This is a genomic window from Enterobacter sp. DTU_2021_1002640_1_SI_PRY_ASU_LCPMC_013, assembly GCF_032389435.1.
Classification (GTDB): Bacteria; Pseudomonadota; Gammaproteobacteria; order Enterobacterales; family Enterobacteriaceae; genus Enterobacter; species Enterobacter hormaechei_C.
Map to the genome: position 1 here is coordinate 1,877,110 of NZ_CP135594.1, position 16,334 is coordinate 1,893,443.

The window sequence follows — 16,334 nt, forward strand, 5'->3', positions numbered from 1 at the left end:
AGGGAAACCCTCTACACTTAAAGCAGGAGGACTTATGACCCTGTCTTTTACTGCTCACTGGCACGATGAATTACCCGGCTTTTACACCGCGCTTAAGCCAACGCCTTTACAGAACGCGCGTCTTATCTGGCATAACGATGCATTAGCAGATTCGCTTGGCATCCCTGCGACGCTTTTTCAGCCAGAAAAAGGCGCCGGCGTCTGGGGCGGCGAAACGCTGCTTCCGGGAATGAAGCCGCTGGCTCAGGTCTACAGCGGACATCAGTTTGGCGTCTGGGCGGGACAGCTCGGCGATGGCCGCGGCATCCTACTGGGTGAACAGGTTCTGCCGAATGGCGAAACGCTCGACTGGCACCTGAAAGGGGCAGGGCTAACCCCGTACTCACGCATGGGGGATGGCCGCGCGGTGCTGCGTTCAACCATCCGTGAAGGTCTGGCTTCCGAGGCGATGCATGCCCTGGGGATCCCTACCACACGCGCGCTGTCCATTGTCACCAGCGACACGCCGGTGGCCCGCGAAACGATGGAGCAGGGAGCGATGCTGGTCCGCGTGGCGGAAAGTCATCTGCGTTTCGGTCATTTTGAACACTTCTACTATCGCCGCGAGCCGGATAAAGTCCGCCAGCTTGCCGATTACGCCCTTCGCCGTCACTGGCCGCACCTGCAAAACGAGCCGGACCGCTATGTTCTCTGGTTCCGTGATATTGTCGCGCGCACCGCCTCAATGATTGCCCGCTGGCAGGCCGTCGGCTTTGCCCACGGGGTGATGAATACCGACAACATGTCCCTGTTAGGGCTGACGTTTGACTACGGTCCGTACGGCTTCCTTGATGACTATCAGCCGGGTTACATCTGTAACCATTCGGACTATCAGGGGCGTTACCGTTTCGACAACCAGCCTGCGGTGGGGCTGTGGAACCTTCAGCGGCTTGCGCAAAGCCTGTCGCCGTTTATCGACGTCGATGCCCTGAACGATGCGCTGGACAGCTATCAGGAGATCCTGCTGCGGGAATATGGTGTGTTAATGCGCAACAAGCTGGGGCTGATGACGCAGGAAAAAGGCGATAACGCGCTGTTGAATGGGCTGTTTGCCATCATGGTGCGTGAAGGCAGCGACTATACCCGAACCTTCCGTATGCTGAGCCAGACCGCGCAGCAGAGCGCCGCGTCACCGCTGCGCGACGAGTTCATCGATCGTCAGGCGTTTGATGACTGGTTTGCCGTTTACCGGACGCGTTTACAGCAGGAACAGATTGATGACGATACCCGCCAGACGCGGATGAAGGCGGTTAACCCGGCGATGGTGTTGCGCAACTGGCTGGCGCAGCGGGCCATTGAGCAGGCAGAGCAGGGGGACTATACCGAGCTGCATCGGCTGCATATCGCCCTGCGCACGCCGTTTGCCGACCGGGAGGATGACTATGTCAGCCGCCCGCCGGACTGGGGCAAGCGGCTGGAAGTGAGCTGCTCAAGCTAAGGGGCGAGAAAAACCTGCGGCGCGGCGTGCGCCGGATGTCTGCCGACGTGCACCTGCGCACCGTACCAGTGTGCCAGCGCGTCGGCCTGCAAAACCGTCTCCGGTATGCCCTGAGAAACAATCCTGCCGTTGTGTAACAGCAGGATCCGGTCCGACCATAATGCGGCAAGATTGAGATCGTGCAGCACCACGCAGGCGTGAAGATGGCCCTGACGAGTCAGCGATTTCAACAGGCGCAGCAGATGCTGCTGGTGGTAGAGATCCAGCGCTGAAGTGGGTTCGTCGAGAAACAGCCAGCCGCGCGGCGTTCCATCACGCCACAGCTGCGCCAGCGCGCGGGCGAGCTGGACGCGCTGCTGTTCGCCCCCCGAGAGGGCATGATAACGCCTGCCGGCCAGCGGCAGGCAACCGGTCAGCTGCAACACCTCACGCACAATCGACGGTTCCGGGTGACGCGTCCAGGGCGCACGCCCCATGCCAACGATCTCCTCCACCTGCCAGTCAAATCCAGGCTGAGACTGCTGGCGCATCACTGCCCGATAGCGGGACAGCGTCTGCGGATGCCATTCATCCAGCGCTTTTCCCGCCAGCGAACAGCCGCCGCTGTCGGGTTTCAGGTAGCCGGTCAGCAGCCGCAGCAGCGTGGATTTCCCCGCGCCGTTGGGGCCGATCAATGTAACCAGCTCTCCCTGCGACAGTGACAGCGAAACGTTATCTGTCAGCGTGCGGCCAGATCGGATAAAAGTAAGATTTTCAGCCGTATAACGTTCAGCCATGCTGTTCTCCACGACGAAAAATGAGCCATAAGAACCAGGGTGCACCAAGGATACTGGTGAGCAGGCCGACCGGCATTTCTGCCGGAGCGACCAGGGTGCGCGCGACCGTATCCGCCACCAACAGCAGTAATGCGCCCGCGAGTACTGTGCCGGGGAGGGTTGCCCGGTGATCGGCGCCCAGCCACATGCGCATCAGGTGCGGCACCACGAGTCCGACAAAGCCAATCACGCCGCTGACGGCGACAGCCGCAGCGACCAGCAGGGCGCTGCATAACAGTAATATTCGCTGTACAAGGGCAACGTCCACGCCAAGGTAATGCGCTTCCTCCTCACCCAGTTGCAGTAAATTTAACGCGCTGGCACAACGCCAGATCGCCAGAACGGCAGGCACCATCAGCGAGGTCACGGCGAGCAGCGTTGACCACTGTGCCTGACCAAGACTTCCCATTCCCCAGAGTGAAAGCTGACGCAGCTGGGCGTCATTGCTGACCCACGAAAGCACACCCACTGCCGCACCGCACAGGGCATTGATGGCGATACCCACCAGCAACAGACGTGACAGAGAGGGGTCACGCTGCTTGCTGAGCAGGAAGATCACGCCAGTGGCTGCCAGCGCCCCAAGAAATGCCGCCAGCATAGGGGCGTAAAGCATCACCAGCGCGGGCAGCGAGAGCGGGAGCACCACCCACAGGGCGACGGCCAGCGCCGCACCGCTGCTGATCCCGAGCAGGCCCGGGTCGGCCAGTGGATTGCGGAACAGCCCCTGCATGACGCAGCCGGCGAGCGCCAGCGACCCGCCAATCACCAGCGCCAGCAGCACGCGAGGCAGACGGATGGTGAGCCAGATCTGGCGTAGCGTCTCATCGCTGCCGCTCCACAGCACGTTCACCGGCAGGCGTAACGCCCCAAAACCGGTGGCCATGAACGTCATGACGGTAAGCAACCCCGCCAGAAGCCATAACGATAACGTGATGCGCCGGGACATCAGGGCAGTTGCTCCGCTCTGGCACGCAGCTGTTGTATGGCTTTCGGCGTGCGGACGCTGAAGCCCAGCAGGGCCATGTCATCAATAGCCAGCACCTGCTTGCTTCGTCCCGCTGGCGTTTGCGCCAGGCCGGGCAGTTTCCACAGATTTTCTTCGCCGCCCAGCGCGTTAAGGCCGTCCTGCGAAATCACCACCAGATCCGGCTGGCTGGCCATCACCCCCTCCTGTGAAAGCGGTTGATAGCGGGTAAAGCCCTGCATGGCGTTCTGCAACCCGGCGGCGCGTATTGCCGCATCCGCGCCGGTCTGTTGCCCGGCCGCCATTGCGGTCATTCCGCCGTGGCTGAGGATAAACAGCACCCGCTTGTTGAGCGATGTTGAGGGCAGTGCCGCCAGCGCCTGACGCAGCGAGCTGCGCAGGGTTTCCCCTTGCGCCTCATTATGCGTCGCCTGAGCTATCACCCGTACTTTTTCGTCAATCGCGCGCAGGTCAGGCGTGCCGGGAACGGTAACCACCCGGACGTGGCTCTGTTCAACCTGTTTCAGCGCCAGAGAGGGCTGCGCCTGGTCGCTTGCCAGCACCAGCGTCGGGCGTACGGACAAAATCCCCTCCGCATTCAGCTGGCGAAGATACCCCACGTCAGGCAGCGCGTTTGTCGCCTGCGGCCACTGGCTGGTACTGTCGCGCGCAACCAGAGAAGACTCCGCGCCGAGGGCGTAGACGATCTCCGTCACGTCGCCGCCGAGGGCGACAATTCTCTCCGGCGCGGCGACGGCGACCAGCGGCAGGACGCTTAGCAGGGCAAACCATTTTTTCATGCGGCCAGCCCTTCTGGCGTCAGGGCGTCAATCTGGCGGCGCCACTGGCTCTGCTCAGGCTCGCCTTCGGTACGCTGCCCGTAGAGCTGGGCGATCTGAGTGCCGTCCGCAGCAAACAGCTCCAGGCTGGTAACGTGTCCGTCCGCCGTAGGCTTACGCGTTACCCACGTCTCGGCGATAGTCTCCTCCAGCAGATGCAGGGTAAAGGTTGGGTTGAAGATGTTCAGCCAGCCCTTCATGGGCGTCAGTTTTTCCACCACACCGGTGAAGATCTGCACGCAGCCGCGGTTGCCGACGAAGATCATGATTTCGTTTCCGTCCTGTCGCGCCGTCTCCAGCAGCTGTGCCAGCGCGCTGTTATCCACCTTACAGGCCAGATCGTCACTCACCAGACGAAACGCCTGCTGGCGGCTCAGGTTATGGCGCTTCAGTAAGCTAAAGAACTGATGCACGTCGGTCATGGCGCGCCACTCTTTCTCCACCGAGCCTGCATCAGCACCGTCGGAATGCGCAGGGGCATCGACAGCCTTCAGTGCCAGAGTGGGGTTATCGGCAATGATAAAACGGGTCAGCACATCGCCCCAGGCGGCAACGTCGGTGTGATCCGTGGTGTAGACCTTCAGTAAAGCGTCGCCCTGATGATCGAAGAACTGAATGCTCTGACGTTCGCCGCGGGAGGTCGTTTCACTTATGTGAAACGCGCTCGCCCACTGGTTGAGGAACAAACGCAGATCCAGCGCGCGCGGATTTAGCACCAGCCCGGCGTGGCCGCCGAGGTGCTGGTTAGTAAACGCCCCGACCTGTTCGTGAACGGCGTATTCGTTACGGCAGATGCATTTGGTTTCCCCCACCGACTCCAGCGCTGCCAGAATCTCACGGATTTCATCGCGCAGCCGCCAGGCGTCGTGTCCAACGCGCGCAAATGCCAGCTCTGCTTCGCTGATGTGCATTAATCCGGCGATATCACGGGCGTACTTACCCGGATGTTCTTCTTTAAGCTCAAGCCAGCGTGTGTAGTGACCCATAATCTTATCCTTCTGAATCGTTGCCCCGAAGGGAATTACCATTGATAACTGACGAAGATCTTGCCGTTGCGGCCATCCTGCGGGATGCCCTGTGGTGACCAGTAGGCTTTGTCGAAGGCGTTCCCCAGCACGAGGGTGGTGGTGATGCCTTTGAACTGCTGCTGACCTTTATAGCTGACGTAGAAATCATTCACTGCGTAGCCAGGCTGCTCGCTGTAGCTGCTGCTGATGTGCGTTGAACGTTCGACGAAGGTGCCGATCCAGCCCACGGAGAAGCCGCTTTGCGCCACGGGGATATCCAGCTTGCTGGTGACGGTGTCCGGGTTGATGCTGGAGATGTATTCGCCCGTGTCGGTATCTTTCCCGCGCGTGCGGTTGTAGGCCACGTCCAGGTTGAACAGACTGGTCGCGTAGGTCGCCATCATGTCCCAGCCCCAGATTTTGGCATTTGGTACGTTATAGGACATGGTGGTGGCCGCCGCAAAATCGACGGTAGTGGAGATGTAATCTTTCGCTTTGGTGTCGAAGTAGCTGGCTTTGAACTCCAGCGCGTCGTTGGCGAGCAGCAGATCGTCAAAACGTAGCCCAAAACCGAACTCCTGGGTTTCGTTAGTTTCCGGACGCAGGTTCGGGTTCGGCACCCAGTAGTTGGTGTAGAAGCTGCCGATAGAGAAGTGCTTCGAGTCGTTATACATCTCGCCCATCGTTGGCGCGCGGAAGGCCTGGGCGTAAGAGCCGAACAGCATCAGCCAGTCGGTTGGACTCACGGTTAACCCGGCGCGTGATGACCACTTATCCGCATCCACGTCGTCGTAACCGTCGCTGCTGCCGCGGTAGTTGTCGTAACGCGTCCCGCCGAGAAGCGTTACCGGCAGGTCGCGCAGAGTGATTTCATCCTGCAACCAGCCGGAGCTGAAGTCGATCTTTGCGTCCGGGAAGCCGGTGGTCGCGCCGCCAGGGTGTTGCTCCTGACGATAGTATTCCCCGCCGTAGGTCAGCAGGTGCGAGGCGAAGGAGTCGCTGAACAGGCGGGTGCGGTTTTCCACTTTGCCGCCTTTGGTAGTCTGCTTACGGAACTCGCCGCTGGCGTCGATGTTCTGGGCGTTGATCCGCGCTTCGGACCAGTAAATTTTCGCATCGGCGTTCAGCCAGTCGTTTCCGGCTGGCGCAATGCGGTAGCCAAGCTGGGCATCGCGCTGAATGGTGGAACGATCGGTCATCGGGTTACTGCTGCTGGCATCCGTGGTCTGCGGATTTTTCGGCTCCTGCGCGTCGTTGTTGTAGTAGCGCAGGGAGCCACTCAGCGTCTGCGCCGGATCGATTTTCCAGCTGCCTTTCGCCAGCATATTGTTGATGGATTCGTCGTTTGGCGCCCTCGCGCCGTCACTCTGGCGAATGTCGCCGCGATCGCGGCTGGACCAGGAGACCAGACCGTCCAGGGTATCGGTGCGGCCATAGGCGCTGGCACCCATCCCGATGCTATGATCGCCCGTTGCACCGGTAGCAAATACGCGATAGCCGCTGTTTTTACCTGCATCCAGCAGATCGCTGGCGTCGACGGTGTCATACGAAATTACGCCGCCCAGCGCGCCGCTGCCGTACAGCAAGGCGGAAGGACCACGTACTACTTCAATACGTTTGATCAGCGCCGGATCGAGGAACGTGCTGTTCAGGTGTCCGGTATCAGTGCCCTGGCGCACGCCATCCACCAGTATCAGCACGCCACGGCGGTCATAGCCCCGGAGGTTAACGTCCTGACCGTTGGTGCGCCCGGTGCCGTCCAGCGTCAGACCGGGCACCTTGCGCAGCAGGTCGGCGGCGGAGCTGGCGGTCTGGTTTTCCGGCGCGGTGGCGTCAATCACGCTCACCATCATGGGGGCTTCAAAGGCGCTGCGGGCATTGCCGGTGGCGGTGACGGTGATCTCGTCTGCGGCGGCAAACGTAACGCCCGGCAGGGTGCTGACAATCGCCAGCGCCAGAAGAGACGGGCGTAAAGACGCGGATTGCAGGTGTGGCATAGCAACTCTCCATAAGAATTGAAAAGCGCTGGCTGCCTGGGGATCACCTGGGTGGCTGGCGAATGTGTTGTCTGGTTTATTTAGTCAGGATCAGTTTTCCGGCATTGGTCTGGCGCAGCAGGTAGTGCTGGCCGTCATGCTCGATAATGACCCGTCCCTCCTCACCCAACAGGCTTTTGCTGTCGATTCGGCGATCGGTGGGAGCAGGGGACGGCGCTGTGTGTGTTTTTGTTGGCGTTGCCGCGCTGTTATCGGTCGGTGACATAATGTTTATAAATAACAATCAATGTAACAATGATAATCATTATCAATAAACTGCAAATTCACGGCAAGCGTTTTTGTGAAAATTGTGTGACGGGATCAAATTTGGGGGAGAGGTGCGGTCTGATGCCCTCACCCCGACCCTCTCCCACGGGGAGAGGGAGAAGGGCACGTACCGTAGGCCGGGTAAGCGCAGCGTCACCCGGCAGGATTTTAAAAGCGTGTGTCCACGGCTGAAGCCAGCTTCTCCAGCAGCAGCTCGCTGTCTTCCCAGCTCAGGCACGGGTCGGTGATTGACTGGCCGTAGACCATTTGCTGTCCGGCGACGATTTTCTGCGTGCCTTCTTTGATAAAACTCTCCGCCATAATTCCTGCAATGGCGGTCGAGCCGCTGCGGATCTGCTGGCAAACTTCCTCGCAGACGTCCAGCTGGCGGCGGTGCTGTTTCTGACAGTTGCCGTGGCTGAAATCCACCACCAGATGCTCCGGCAGGTCAAATTCCGCCAGCGTTTCGCAGGCGGCGGCAATATCTTCTGCATGGTAATTCGGTTTTTTACCGCCACGCATAATGATATGTCCGAACGGGTTGCCGCTGGTCTGGTAGATGGTCATCTGGCCGTTTTTATCCGGGGAGAGGAACATATGGCTGGCGCGTGACGCGCGGATGGCATCTACGGCAATTCGGGTATTGCCGTCCGTTCCGTTTTTGAAGCCCACCGGACAGGAGAGCGCCGACGCCATTTCACGGTGGATCTGGCTTTCGGTGGTACGTGCGCCAATCGCGCCCCAGCTAATGAGGTCGGCAATAAACTGTCCGGTCACCATATCCAGAAATTCGGTGGCAGTTGGCACGCCCAGCTCGTTAACCTGTAACAGCAGCTTGCGCGCCAGCGTAATACCGTGATTCACCCGGTAGCTACCGTTCAGATCGGGATCGGAAATCAATCCTTTCCAGCCCACGACGGTACGCGGCTTTTCAAAGTAGGTACGCATCACGATCTCCAGGCGATCCTGATACGTGCCGCGCAGCGTCTGAAGGCGTTGTGCATAATCCATTGCCGCGTCGAGGTCGTGGATGGAGCAGGGGCCAATCACCACCAGAAGACGTTTGTCTTCACCATTGAGAATTTTTTCGATGCGGCGACGGGAGGCCGTCACATGGTCCGCCACCTCGGCGGAAACGGGATGCAGCCGGGCCAGTTCAGCCGGTGTGACCAGGCTATCAATGCGCGCGGTGCGCAGTTCGTCGGTTTTATTCATGGAATGTCTCAGAAATTTTTTGCTTCATCGGCAGACTACCGGGAAGTGATGGGCATCACCTTAAACCAATCCCTGCTGATTTCAAGTTCGGGGCACGTCGCCCCGAGGATGGCGTAATAATAACTGAAACTGGATTAATGTACTAGCATATTAGTACATGCGGCGATTCAGCCCCATGATATCGAGGATCTTGGTGGCAATTTCTTCTACTGAATAGTTGGTACTGTTCAGCCAGGGAATTTGATTTTTCCGGTACAGCGCTTCGACTTCGGAGACTTCCATTCGGCACTGGCGCATCGAGGCGTAGCGGCTGTTCTCGCGACGTTCTTCGCGGATCGCTGCCAGTCGTTCCGGGTTGATGGTTAGCCCAAACAGCTTATGCTGGAGCGGCTTGAGCGCGGCGGGCAGCACCAGGTTATCCATATCATCGGCAATAAAGGGGTAGTTGGCCGCACGAATGCCAAACTGCATGGCCAGGTAAAGGCTGGTGGGGGTTTTACCGCAGCGCGACACGCCGAGCAAAATCACCTGCGCCTGGTCGAGATTGCGCAGGGAGATCCCGTCGTCGTGCGCCAGGGTGTAGTCAATGGCGGCAATACGCGCATCGTATTTGGTCAGGTTACCGGGGTTCAACCCGTGGGTACGGTGGGCGATCGGCGTCGGGTCGAGCTTCAGCTCGCTTTGCAAGGGAGCAACCAGCGCCTGCACGATGTCCTGACAGAAGCCCTCGCTTTGCAGAATGATGTTGCGGATCTCAGGGATCACAATGGAATAGAACACCAGCGGACGAACGCCGGTCTGCTGGTAAATGGCGTCGATCTGGTCCTTGACCGCTTTGGCCCGGCTCTCATTTTCCACGAACGGCAACGTGATGCTGTTTATCGATACCGGAAACTGCGACATCACCGCGTGTCCCAGCACCTCGGCGGTAATCGCCGTCCCATCAGAAATATAAAAAACGTGGCGATCGACAGCATTATCCATTTTATCCACCCTGAATAGCGTACGTAATTGCCTGAAAGCATAAATTAAAAAAGTTAATTTCACAGCAAAGAACTTATCTGAATTTAAAATGAAATGGTGTTTTTGATTTTCCTGAAAAGTGGATTTCATTTTTCGAATAGCGGCTTTATTTCTATGGTTTTTGCCGGAATCTATAGGAATCATCGGGTTAGCGAGTGCCGGGAAACTGTCCGAAAAGTTGAAAATTTAAATTGCTTACACGATTCACCGTTTTTTTAGCGGAAATAAATATGCCAGTATAAATACGTAGTCAGGTGTTTCTTACTCCGATCAAATATCACAAAAGGATTGTTTCGATGTCCAACAATGGCTCGTCACCGCTGGTGCTTTGGTATAACCAACTCGGCATGAATGATGTAGACAGAGTTGGGGGCAAAAATGCCTCCCTGGGTGAAATGATTACAAATCTGTCCGGTATGGGTGTCTCCGTACCTAACGGGTTTGCCACAACCGCCGATGCGTTTAACCTGTTTTTAGACCAGAGCGGTGTAAACCAGCGCATTTACGACCTGCTGGATAAAACGGATATTGATGATGTCACCGAGCTTGCCAAAGCCGGCGCGCAAATCCGCCAGTGGATTATCGACACACCTTTCCAGCCGGAACTGGAAAAAGCCATTCACGACGCCTACAACCAGCTCTCCGCTGACGATGCGCAGGCCTCCTTTGCCGTGCGTTCTTCTGCAACCGCAGAAGATATGCCCGATGCCTCGTTCGCCGGACAGCAGGAAACCTTCCTGAACGTTCAGGGTTACGATGCGGTGCTGGTGGCGGTGAAGCACGTGTTTGCTTCCCTGTTTAATGACCGCGCCATCTCCTATCGCGTGCACCAGGGCTACGACCATCGCGGCGTCGCGCTCTCCGCAGGCGTACAGCGCATGGTGCGCTCCGACGTGGGCTCTTCCGGCGTGATGTTCTCTATCGACACTGAATCCGGCTTCGACCAGGTGGTGTTTATCACCTCCGCGTGGGGTTTGGGCGAGATGGTGGTGCAGGGGGCGGTGAACCCTGACGAATTCTACGTGCACAAGCCTACGCTGGCGGCTAACCGTCCGGCAGTGGTACGTCGCACCATGGGCTCGAAAAAAATCCGCATGATCTATGCTCCGACGCAAGAGCATGGCAAACAGGTCACCATTGAAGATGTGCCGCAGGAGCAGCGGGATCGCTTCTCACTGACCGACGCCGAAGTGGAAGAGCTGGCGAAGCAGGCGGTGCAGATTGAAAAACACTATGGCCGTCCAATGGACATCGAGTGGGCGAAAGACGGACACACCGGCAAGCTGTTTATCGTGCAGGCGCGTCCGGAAACCGTCCGTTCACGTGGTCAGGTCATGGAGCGCTACACCCTGCACGCGCAGGGCAAAATTGTCGCGGAAGGCCGCGCAATTGGTCACCGCATCGGTGCCGGTCCGGTGAAAGTGATCCACGACATCAGCGAGATGAACCGCATTCAGCCTGGCGACGTGCTGGTGACCGATATGACCGACCCGGACTGGGAACCGATCATGAAAAAAGCGGCTGCCATCGTCACCAACCGCGGCGGCCGTACCTGTCACGCGGCTATTATCGCCCGTGAGCTGGGGATCCCAGCGGTAGTCGGCTGCGGTGACGCCACCGAACGCATGAAGGACGATCAGAAGGTGACGGTCTCCTGTGCCGAAGGCGATACCGGCTACGTGTATGCCGATATCCTCGATTTCAGCGTGAAAAGCTCCAGCGTGGATACCATGCCGGACCTGCCGCTGAAGATCATGATGAACGTCGGTAACCCGGACCGCGCGTTTGACTTCGCCTGCCTGCCGAACGAAGGCGTGGGCCTGGCGCGTCTGGAATTTATTATTAACCGTATGATTGGGGTGCACCCGCGCGCGCTGCTGGAGTTCGACGACCAGGACGCAAAACTGCAAAACGAAATCCGCGAGATGATGAAGGGTTACGACTCGCCGAGAGAGTTCTATGTGGGTCGTCTGACGGAAGGGATCGCCACGCTCGGCGCGGCCTTCTACCCGAAACGCGTGATCGTGCGTCTGTCGGACTTTAAGTCCAACGAATACGCCAACCTGGTGGGCGGTGAACGCTACGAGCCGGAAGAAGAGAACCCGATGCTGGGCTTCCGCGGCGCCGGACGCTACGTGTCGGAAAGCTTCCGCGACTGCTTCGCGCTGGAGTGCGAGGCGGTAAAACGCGTGCGCAATGACATGGGGCTGACCAACGTGGAAATCATGATCCCGTTCGTCCGTACTGTGGATCAGGCGAAAGCGGTGGTGGATGAGCTGGCGCGTCAGGGGCTGAAGCGCGGCGAGAACGGGCTGAAGATCATCATGATGTGTGAAATTCCGTCCAACGCCCTGCTGGCCGAGCAGTTCCTGGAGCACTTCGACGGCTTCTCCATTGGCTCGAATGACATGACGCAGCTGGCGCTCGGCCTGGACCGCGACTCCGGCGTCGTCTCTGAGTTGTTCGATGAGCGTAACGAGGCGGTGAAAGCGCTGCTCTCCATGGCCATCCGCGCGGCGAAGAAACAGGGTAAATATGTCGGCATTTGCGGGCAGGGTCCTTCTGACCATGAAGACTTTGCGGCCTGGCTGATGGATGAGGGGATTGATAGCCTTTCCCTGAACCCGGACACCGTGGTGCAGACCTGGCTGAGCCTGGCAGAGCTGAACAAGTAAAACCTGCATAACCTGAAAAAGGCGAGGATATCAGTCCTCGCCTTTTTTATTTTCCTGCGAATATGCTCGCCATCACAAATAAAGCAAAAAACCAAATATCATAATTTATCTGTTAATTTAGACAATTGTTAGCGGGCAGGGCGTTGCTAATACTTGAGCCTTACCGCGTACATCCGTCGGGATGATGCGCGACTGGTTGAAATACGTTTTAACCTGATAAAAAGGCAAATAACAATGACAATCTCCTCTGTATTACGTACCAAAGATAAAATAGGTTATGGCCTCGGCGATATGGCCAGCGCGCTGGTCTGGCAAACGGCAACGTTATTTCTCGCTTATTTCTATACGGACGTATTCGGTTTGCCTGCCGCCATTATGGGCACCATGTTTTTAGTGGTGCGCGTGGTCGATGCGTTTGTCGACCCGTGCATTGGCGCGCTGGTGGACCGCACTCAGACCCGCCACGGTCGTTTTCGTCCCTGGCTGCTCTGGTTTGCCATTCCGTTTGGCGTGAGCTGCCTGATTACCTTCTACGTACCGGATGCCGGGGCGACGGCAAAAATTGTCTATGCCTGCGTAACCTATGCCATCCTGAGTCTGATCTATTCCGCGATTAACGTCCCTTACTGTGCCATGCCTGGCGCGCTGACGCTCGACCCGCGCGAACGCCACTCGCTGCAATCCTGGCGCTTTGGCCTGTCGTTTATCGGCGGGTTGATTGTAACCGTCATCGCGCTGCCGCTGGTCTCATTATTAGGCCAGGGGAATGTGCAAAAAGGCTATTTCTATGCCATGAGCCTGATGGGGCTGCTGGGTATTGTTTTATTCTTCTGCTGCTTCTTTATGACCCGGGAGCGTTACTCGCCGCGCAATGACACCTCCGGCTCGATGCTGACGGATTTAAAACTGCTGGCCGCCAATAGCCAGTGGCGAATTGTTTTTCTGTTTAATATTTTACTGTTAACCGCCGTCGTGACGCGTGGCTCTGCGACCATGTATTACGTTAACTATGTTCTGTTACGTCCGGAACTGGTTTTTGCCTTTATTGTTTCCGGCATGGTGGCCTCCTTAAGCGGCGCATTATTATCTGAACGCCTGCTGGGGAAATTTGACCGGGTGCGTGCCTATCAGTGGACCATTATTTCTTTCGTTATTTTTGGCGCGCTGATTTTCTTCATTCCGCCTTCACAGGTGTGGCTGATATTCGGTCTGAATATTGTGTTTAGTTTTATTCAGAACCTGACCACGCCGCTGCAATGGACCATGTTCTCCGATGTGGTGGACTACGAAGAACACCGTAGCGGCCGCCGCCTGGACGGGCTGGTCTTTTCTACCGCCCTGTTTGCCATCAAGTTTGGGCTGGCGCTGGGTGGGGCGGTGGTCGGTTGGGTGCTTGGCATGGTGGATTACGCGCCGGGTCAGGCAAACCAGGCGCCTCACGTTCTCGCAACCATCAATGCCCTGTTCACCCTGATCCCCTGCGCGCTGTTCCTCTGCATGGTGGCGCTCCTTGCCATCTACAAACTTAACAGCCGGCTGGTGGACAGCATCGCCCGCGAGCTGGCCAGCAAACGCGATAGTCGAAACGATACGGGGCAGCTCAGCCCGGCAACCCAATCCGCACTACAGGAGTAAACCATGACTGCGATCTACAAGGACGCGGGACGTTCCGTACACGAGCGTGTCGCTGATTTACTGGCGCGTATGACGCCGCAAGAGAAATTTGCCCAGATGCACGCGTACTGGCTGATCCTCGATGAACATGGCAATCACCGCGAGCGCAGCGATCTGAGCGATGAATTCGCCGGCGTGAGCGAACAGGCGTCCCTCAGCGAAAGACTGAAGCTCGGCGTCGGGCAGATCACCCGCCCGCTCGGCACGCACATTGTTGATGCAAAAACCGGCGTGCGTGCCGCCAACCGCCTGCAACGCATGATGATGGAGGAGACCCGGCTCGGCATTCCGGCGCTGTTTCATGAGGAGTGTCTGGTGGGGCTGCTGTGCAAAGATGCAACGCTGTTCCCGTCGTCGCTGAACTACGGTTCTACCTGGGACCCGGCGCTGGTGCAGCGCGCGGCGGAGCAGATTGGCAAAGAGGCCCGGTCTGTCGGGTGCCAGCAGGGGCTGGCCCCGGTGCTGGATGTCTCGCGCGATGTGCGCTGGGGACGGACGGAAGAGACCTTTGGGGAAGATCCGTGGCTGGTAGGGGTGATGGCGACGGCGTACGTGAAGGGGTTGCAGGGCGATAAGCGCGATCTGCTGGCGACCCTGAAACATTACGTCGGCCACTCCTTCAGCGAAGGGGCGCGCAATCATGCGCCGGTCCATCTCGGTTTCAGCGAGCTTAACGATACCTTCCTGCTGCCGTTTGAGATGGCGGTAAAGCTGGCCAACGCCGGTTCGGTGATGCCAGCCTATCACGACATTGATAATCAGCCAGGGCACAGCGACCATTTTCTGCTCACCACCGTGCTGCGTGAACAGTGGGGCTTCGACGGCATTATCGTGGCGGATTACGGCGGCGTCAGCCTGCTGCACCAACACCACGGGATTTCTCACGATCCAGCACAATCGGCGGCGCTGGCGTTTAACGCCGGGCTGGACGTGGAACTGCCGAAGGATGACTGCGCGCGTCATCTGGCGGAAGCGGTAGAGCGTGGGCTCATCTCAATGGCGAAAGTGGATGAGATTGTGGCGCGCGTGCTACGTGAAAAATTCCGTCTCGGGCTGTTTGAAAAACCGTACGCCGACGAAGAAGGTATCGATTTGCAGAATGAGGCGACCCGGCAGGTGGCGCGCGAGGTGGCAACAAAATCGATCACGCTGCTGGAAAATAACGGCATTTTGCCCCTCGGCGGAAAACCCCGTGTAGCGGTAGTGGGGCCGACGGCGGACGATCCACTGGCGTTACTGAGCGGCTACAGCTTCCCGGTTCACCTGATTATCAGCGATATGGTTGAAGAGACCTCGCAGGTGACTACCCCGCGCGCGGCGCTGGAACAGTACCTTGGCGCATCACAGATACGTTACGCCAAAGGGTGTCACATTATCGAAAAACGGATGGCGGGCGCACCGGTGTTCCCGGGCGACAGCGGCGGTAAGCCGATGCAGCAATCGCCGGTTTCACAACGCACGGATTTGATCCCCGACGCCGTGAGCGCGGCAAAAGAGAGTGACGTGGTGGTGGCCTGCGTGGGCGACCTCGCCGGGCTATTCCAGAGCGGCACCGTGGGGGAAGGTTCGGATACCGATTCGCTGGATCTGCCGGGCGTGCAGCAACAGCTGCTGGAGGCGCTGGTGGCAACCGGTAAGCCAGTGATTGTCGTCATGACGGGTGGGCGTCCTTATAACCTTCAGGGGCTGGAAGAGAAGGTGGCCGCGCTGATGATGGCCTGGGCGCCGGGGCAGGAAGGGGGCTGGGCGATTGCCGATGTCTTAACCGGCCGCGCGGAGCCGCAGGGCAGGCTGGTAGTGAGCGTGCCGAAAAACGCCGGGGCGATGCCGTACTACTATAACCACAAGCTGAAAAGCGGCGGCACGCCGTTTGCGTTCCATTTCGGCGCACTTTACCCGTTCGGTTACGGTCTCGGCTGGACCCAGTTTCGCTGGGGCGCGGCCCGACTGGCGGAAAGCCGCGTCCCGATCGACGGAGAGGTGGCGTTAAGCGTCGATATCACCAACACCGGCGAGCGCAGCGGCAGCGAAGTGGTACAGGTGTACGTACGCGATAAGGTCGCCACGCAGGTGCGTCCGCTTCAGGAGCTGAAAGCGTTCCAGCGCGTTACGCTTTCACCGGGAGAAACCGCCACGCTGACCTTTACCCTGCCGGTGGAGATGTTTAATTTCACCCGCCGGGACGGGAAGCGGATTGTCGAGCCAGGGGAATTTGAGCTACAGGTTGGCGCGTCCTCGGCGGATATTCGCGAGGTGGTGAACGTGCTGGTGACCGGAGAGACGCGGGTGCTGGCGGGGGAATGGCGCATGCTAAGCCGCTGTGACATTACACGGGCGTAAAA

Annotated in this window: 12 protein-coding genes; 4 read left to right on the plus strand and 8 right to left on the minus strand. The window is 58.4% G+C overall.

Features of this window, described 5'->3' with window-relative positions; genetic code table 11:
* Positions 1-34 precede the first annotated feature (34 nt).
* Positions 35-1,477 carry a protein adenylyltransferase SelO gene (gene selO / locus RS584_RS08955; RefSeq protein WP_315749408.1) on the plus strand — a complete coding sequence of 481 codons (1,443 nt, stop codon included), beginning with the start codon at positions 35-37 and terminating at the stop codon, positions 1,475-1,477.
* Here the strand turns inward: selO and RS584_RS08960 are convergent.
* From RS584_RS08960 to ppsR, 8 genes are all read right to left on the minus strand, one after another.
* Positions 1,474-2,253 (minus strand): heme ABC transporter ATP-binding protein, encoded by a 780-nt coding sequence (locus RS584_RS08960; RefSeq protein WP_193041962.1) that lies wholly within the window; start codon positions 2,251-2,253, stop codon positions 1,474-1,476. The genes selO and RS584_RS08960 overlap by 4 nt on opposite strands.
* Entirely contained in the window at positions 2,246-3,238 is a 993-nt protein-coding gene (locus RS584_RS08965; protein WP_017384648.1) for a FecCD family ABC transporter permease, read from the minus strand. The genes RS584_RS08960 and RS584_RS08965 overlap by 8 nt, the downstream gene beginning before the upstream one ends.
* Complete coding sequence (locus tag RS584_RS08970; protein ID WP_315749411.1) at positions 3,238-4,056, minus strand: hemin ABC transporter substrate-binding protein; 819 nt, start codon at positions 4,054-4,056, stop codon at positions 3,238-3,240. The genes RS584_RS08965 and RS584_RS08970 overlap by 1 nt, the downstream gene beginning before the upstream one ends.
* Positions 4,053-5,081 carry a hematinate-forming heme oxygenase ChuS gene (gene chuS, locus RS584_RS08975; protein WP_315749413.1) on the minus strand — a complete coding sequence of 343 codons (1,029 nt, stop codon included), beginning with the start codon at positions 5,079-5,081 and terminating at the stop codon, positions 4,053-4,055. The genes RS584_RS08970 and chuS overlap by 4 nt, the downstream gene beginning before the upstream one ends.
* Positions 5,082-5,116: 35 nt before the next feature.
* Positions 5,117-7,099, minus strand: a complete 1,983-nt coding sequence (locus RS584_RS08980; protein WP_047717788.1) for a TonB-dependent hemoglobin/transferrin/lactoferrin family receptor — start codon at positions 7,097-7,099, stop codon at positions 5,117-5,119.
* Between the two features lie 76 nt (positions 7,100-7,175).
* Positions 7,176-7,364 carry a hemin uptake protein HemP gene (gene hemP, locus RS584_RS08985; protein ID WP_015570723.1) on the minus strand — a complete coding sequence of 63 codons (189 nt, stop codon included), beginning with the start codon at positions 7,362-7,364 and terminating at the stop codon, positions 7,176-7,178.
* A 209-nt stretch (positions 7,365-7,573) separates the two neighbouring features.
* Positions 7,574-8,620 carry a 3-deoxy-7-phosphoheptulonate synthase AroH gene (gene aroH, locus RS584_RS08990; RefSeq protein WP_015570722.1) on the minus strand — a complete coding sequence of 349 codons (1,047 nt, stop codon included), beginning with the start codon at positions 8,618-8,620 and terminating at the stop codon, positions 7,574-7,576.
* Between the two features lie 150 nt (positions 8,621-8,770).
* A complete protein-coding gene (ppsR, locus tag RS584_RS08995; protein ID WP_017384644.1) occupies positions 8,771-9,604 on the minus strand; it encodes a posphoenolpyruvate synthetase regulatory kinase/phosphorylase PpsR in 834 nt (277 codons plus the stop codon).
* 335 nt (positions 9,605-9,939) lie between these two features.
* Here ppsR and ppsA point away from each other — a divergent pair, with 335 nt between their 5' ends.
* The 3 genes from ppsA to RS584_RS09010 all read left to right on the plus strand — a co-directional run bounded on the left by ppsA (position 9,940) and on the right by RS584_RS09010 (position 16,332).
* Positions 9,940-12,318: a phosphoenolpyruvate synthase gene (gene ppsA / locus RS584_RS09000; RefSeq protein WP_017384643.1), complete on the plus strand. Its 2,379-nt coding sequence runs from the start codon at positions 9,940-9,942 to the stop codon at positions 12,316-12,318.
* Between the two features lie 234 nt (positions 12,319-12,552).
* Positions 12,553-13,953 (plus strand): MFS transporter, encoded by a 1,401-nt coding sequence (locus RS584_RS09005; RefSeq protein WP_032648070.1) that lies wholly within the window; start codon positions 12,553-12,555, stop codon positions 13,951-13,953.
* A gap of 3 nt (positions 13,954-13,956) precedes the next feature.
* Positions 13,957-16,332, plus strand: coding sequence for a glycoside hydrolase family 3 N-terminal domain-containing protein (locus tag RS584_RS09010; protein ID WP_315749417.1), 2,376 nt, complete (start codon positions 13,957-13,959; stop codon positions 16,330-16,332).
* Positions 16,333-16,334: the final 2 nt, after the last annotated feature.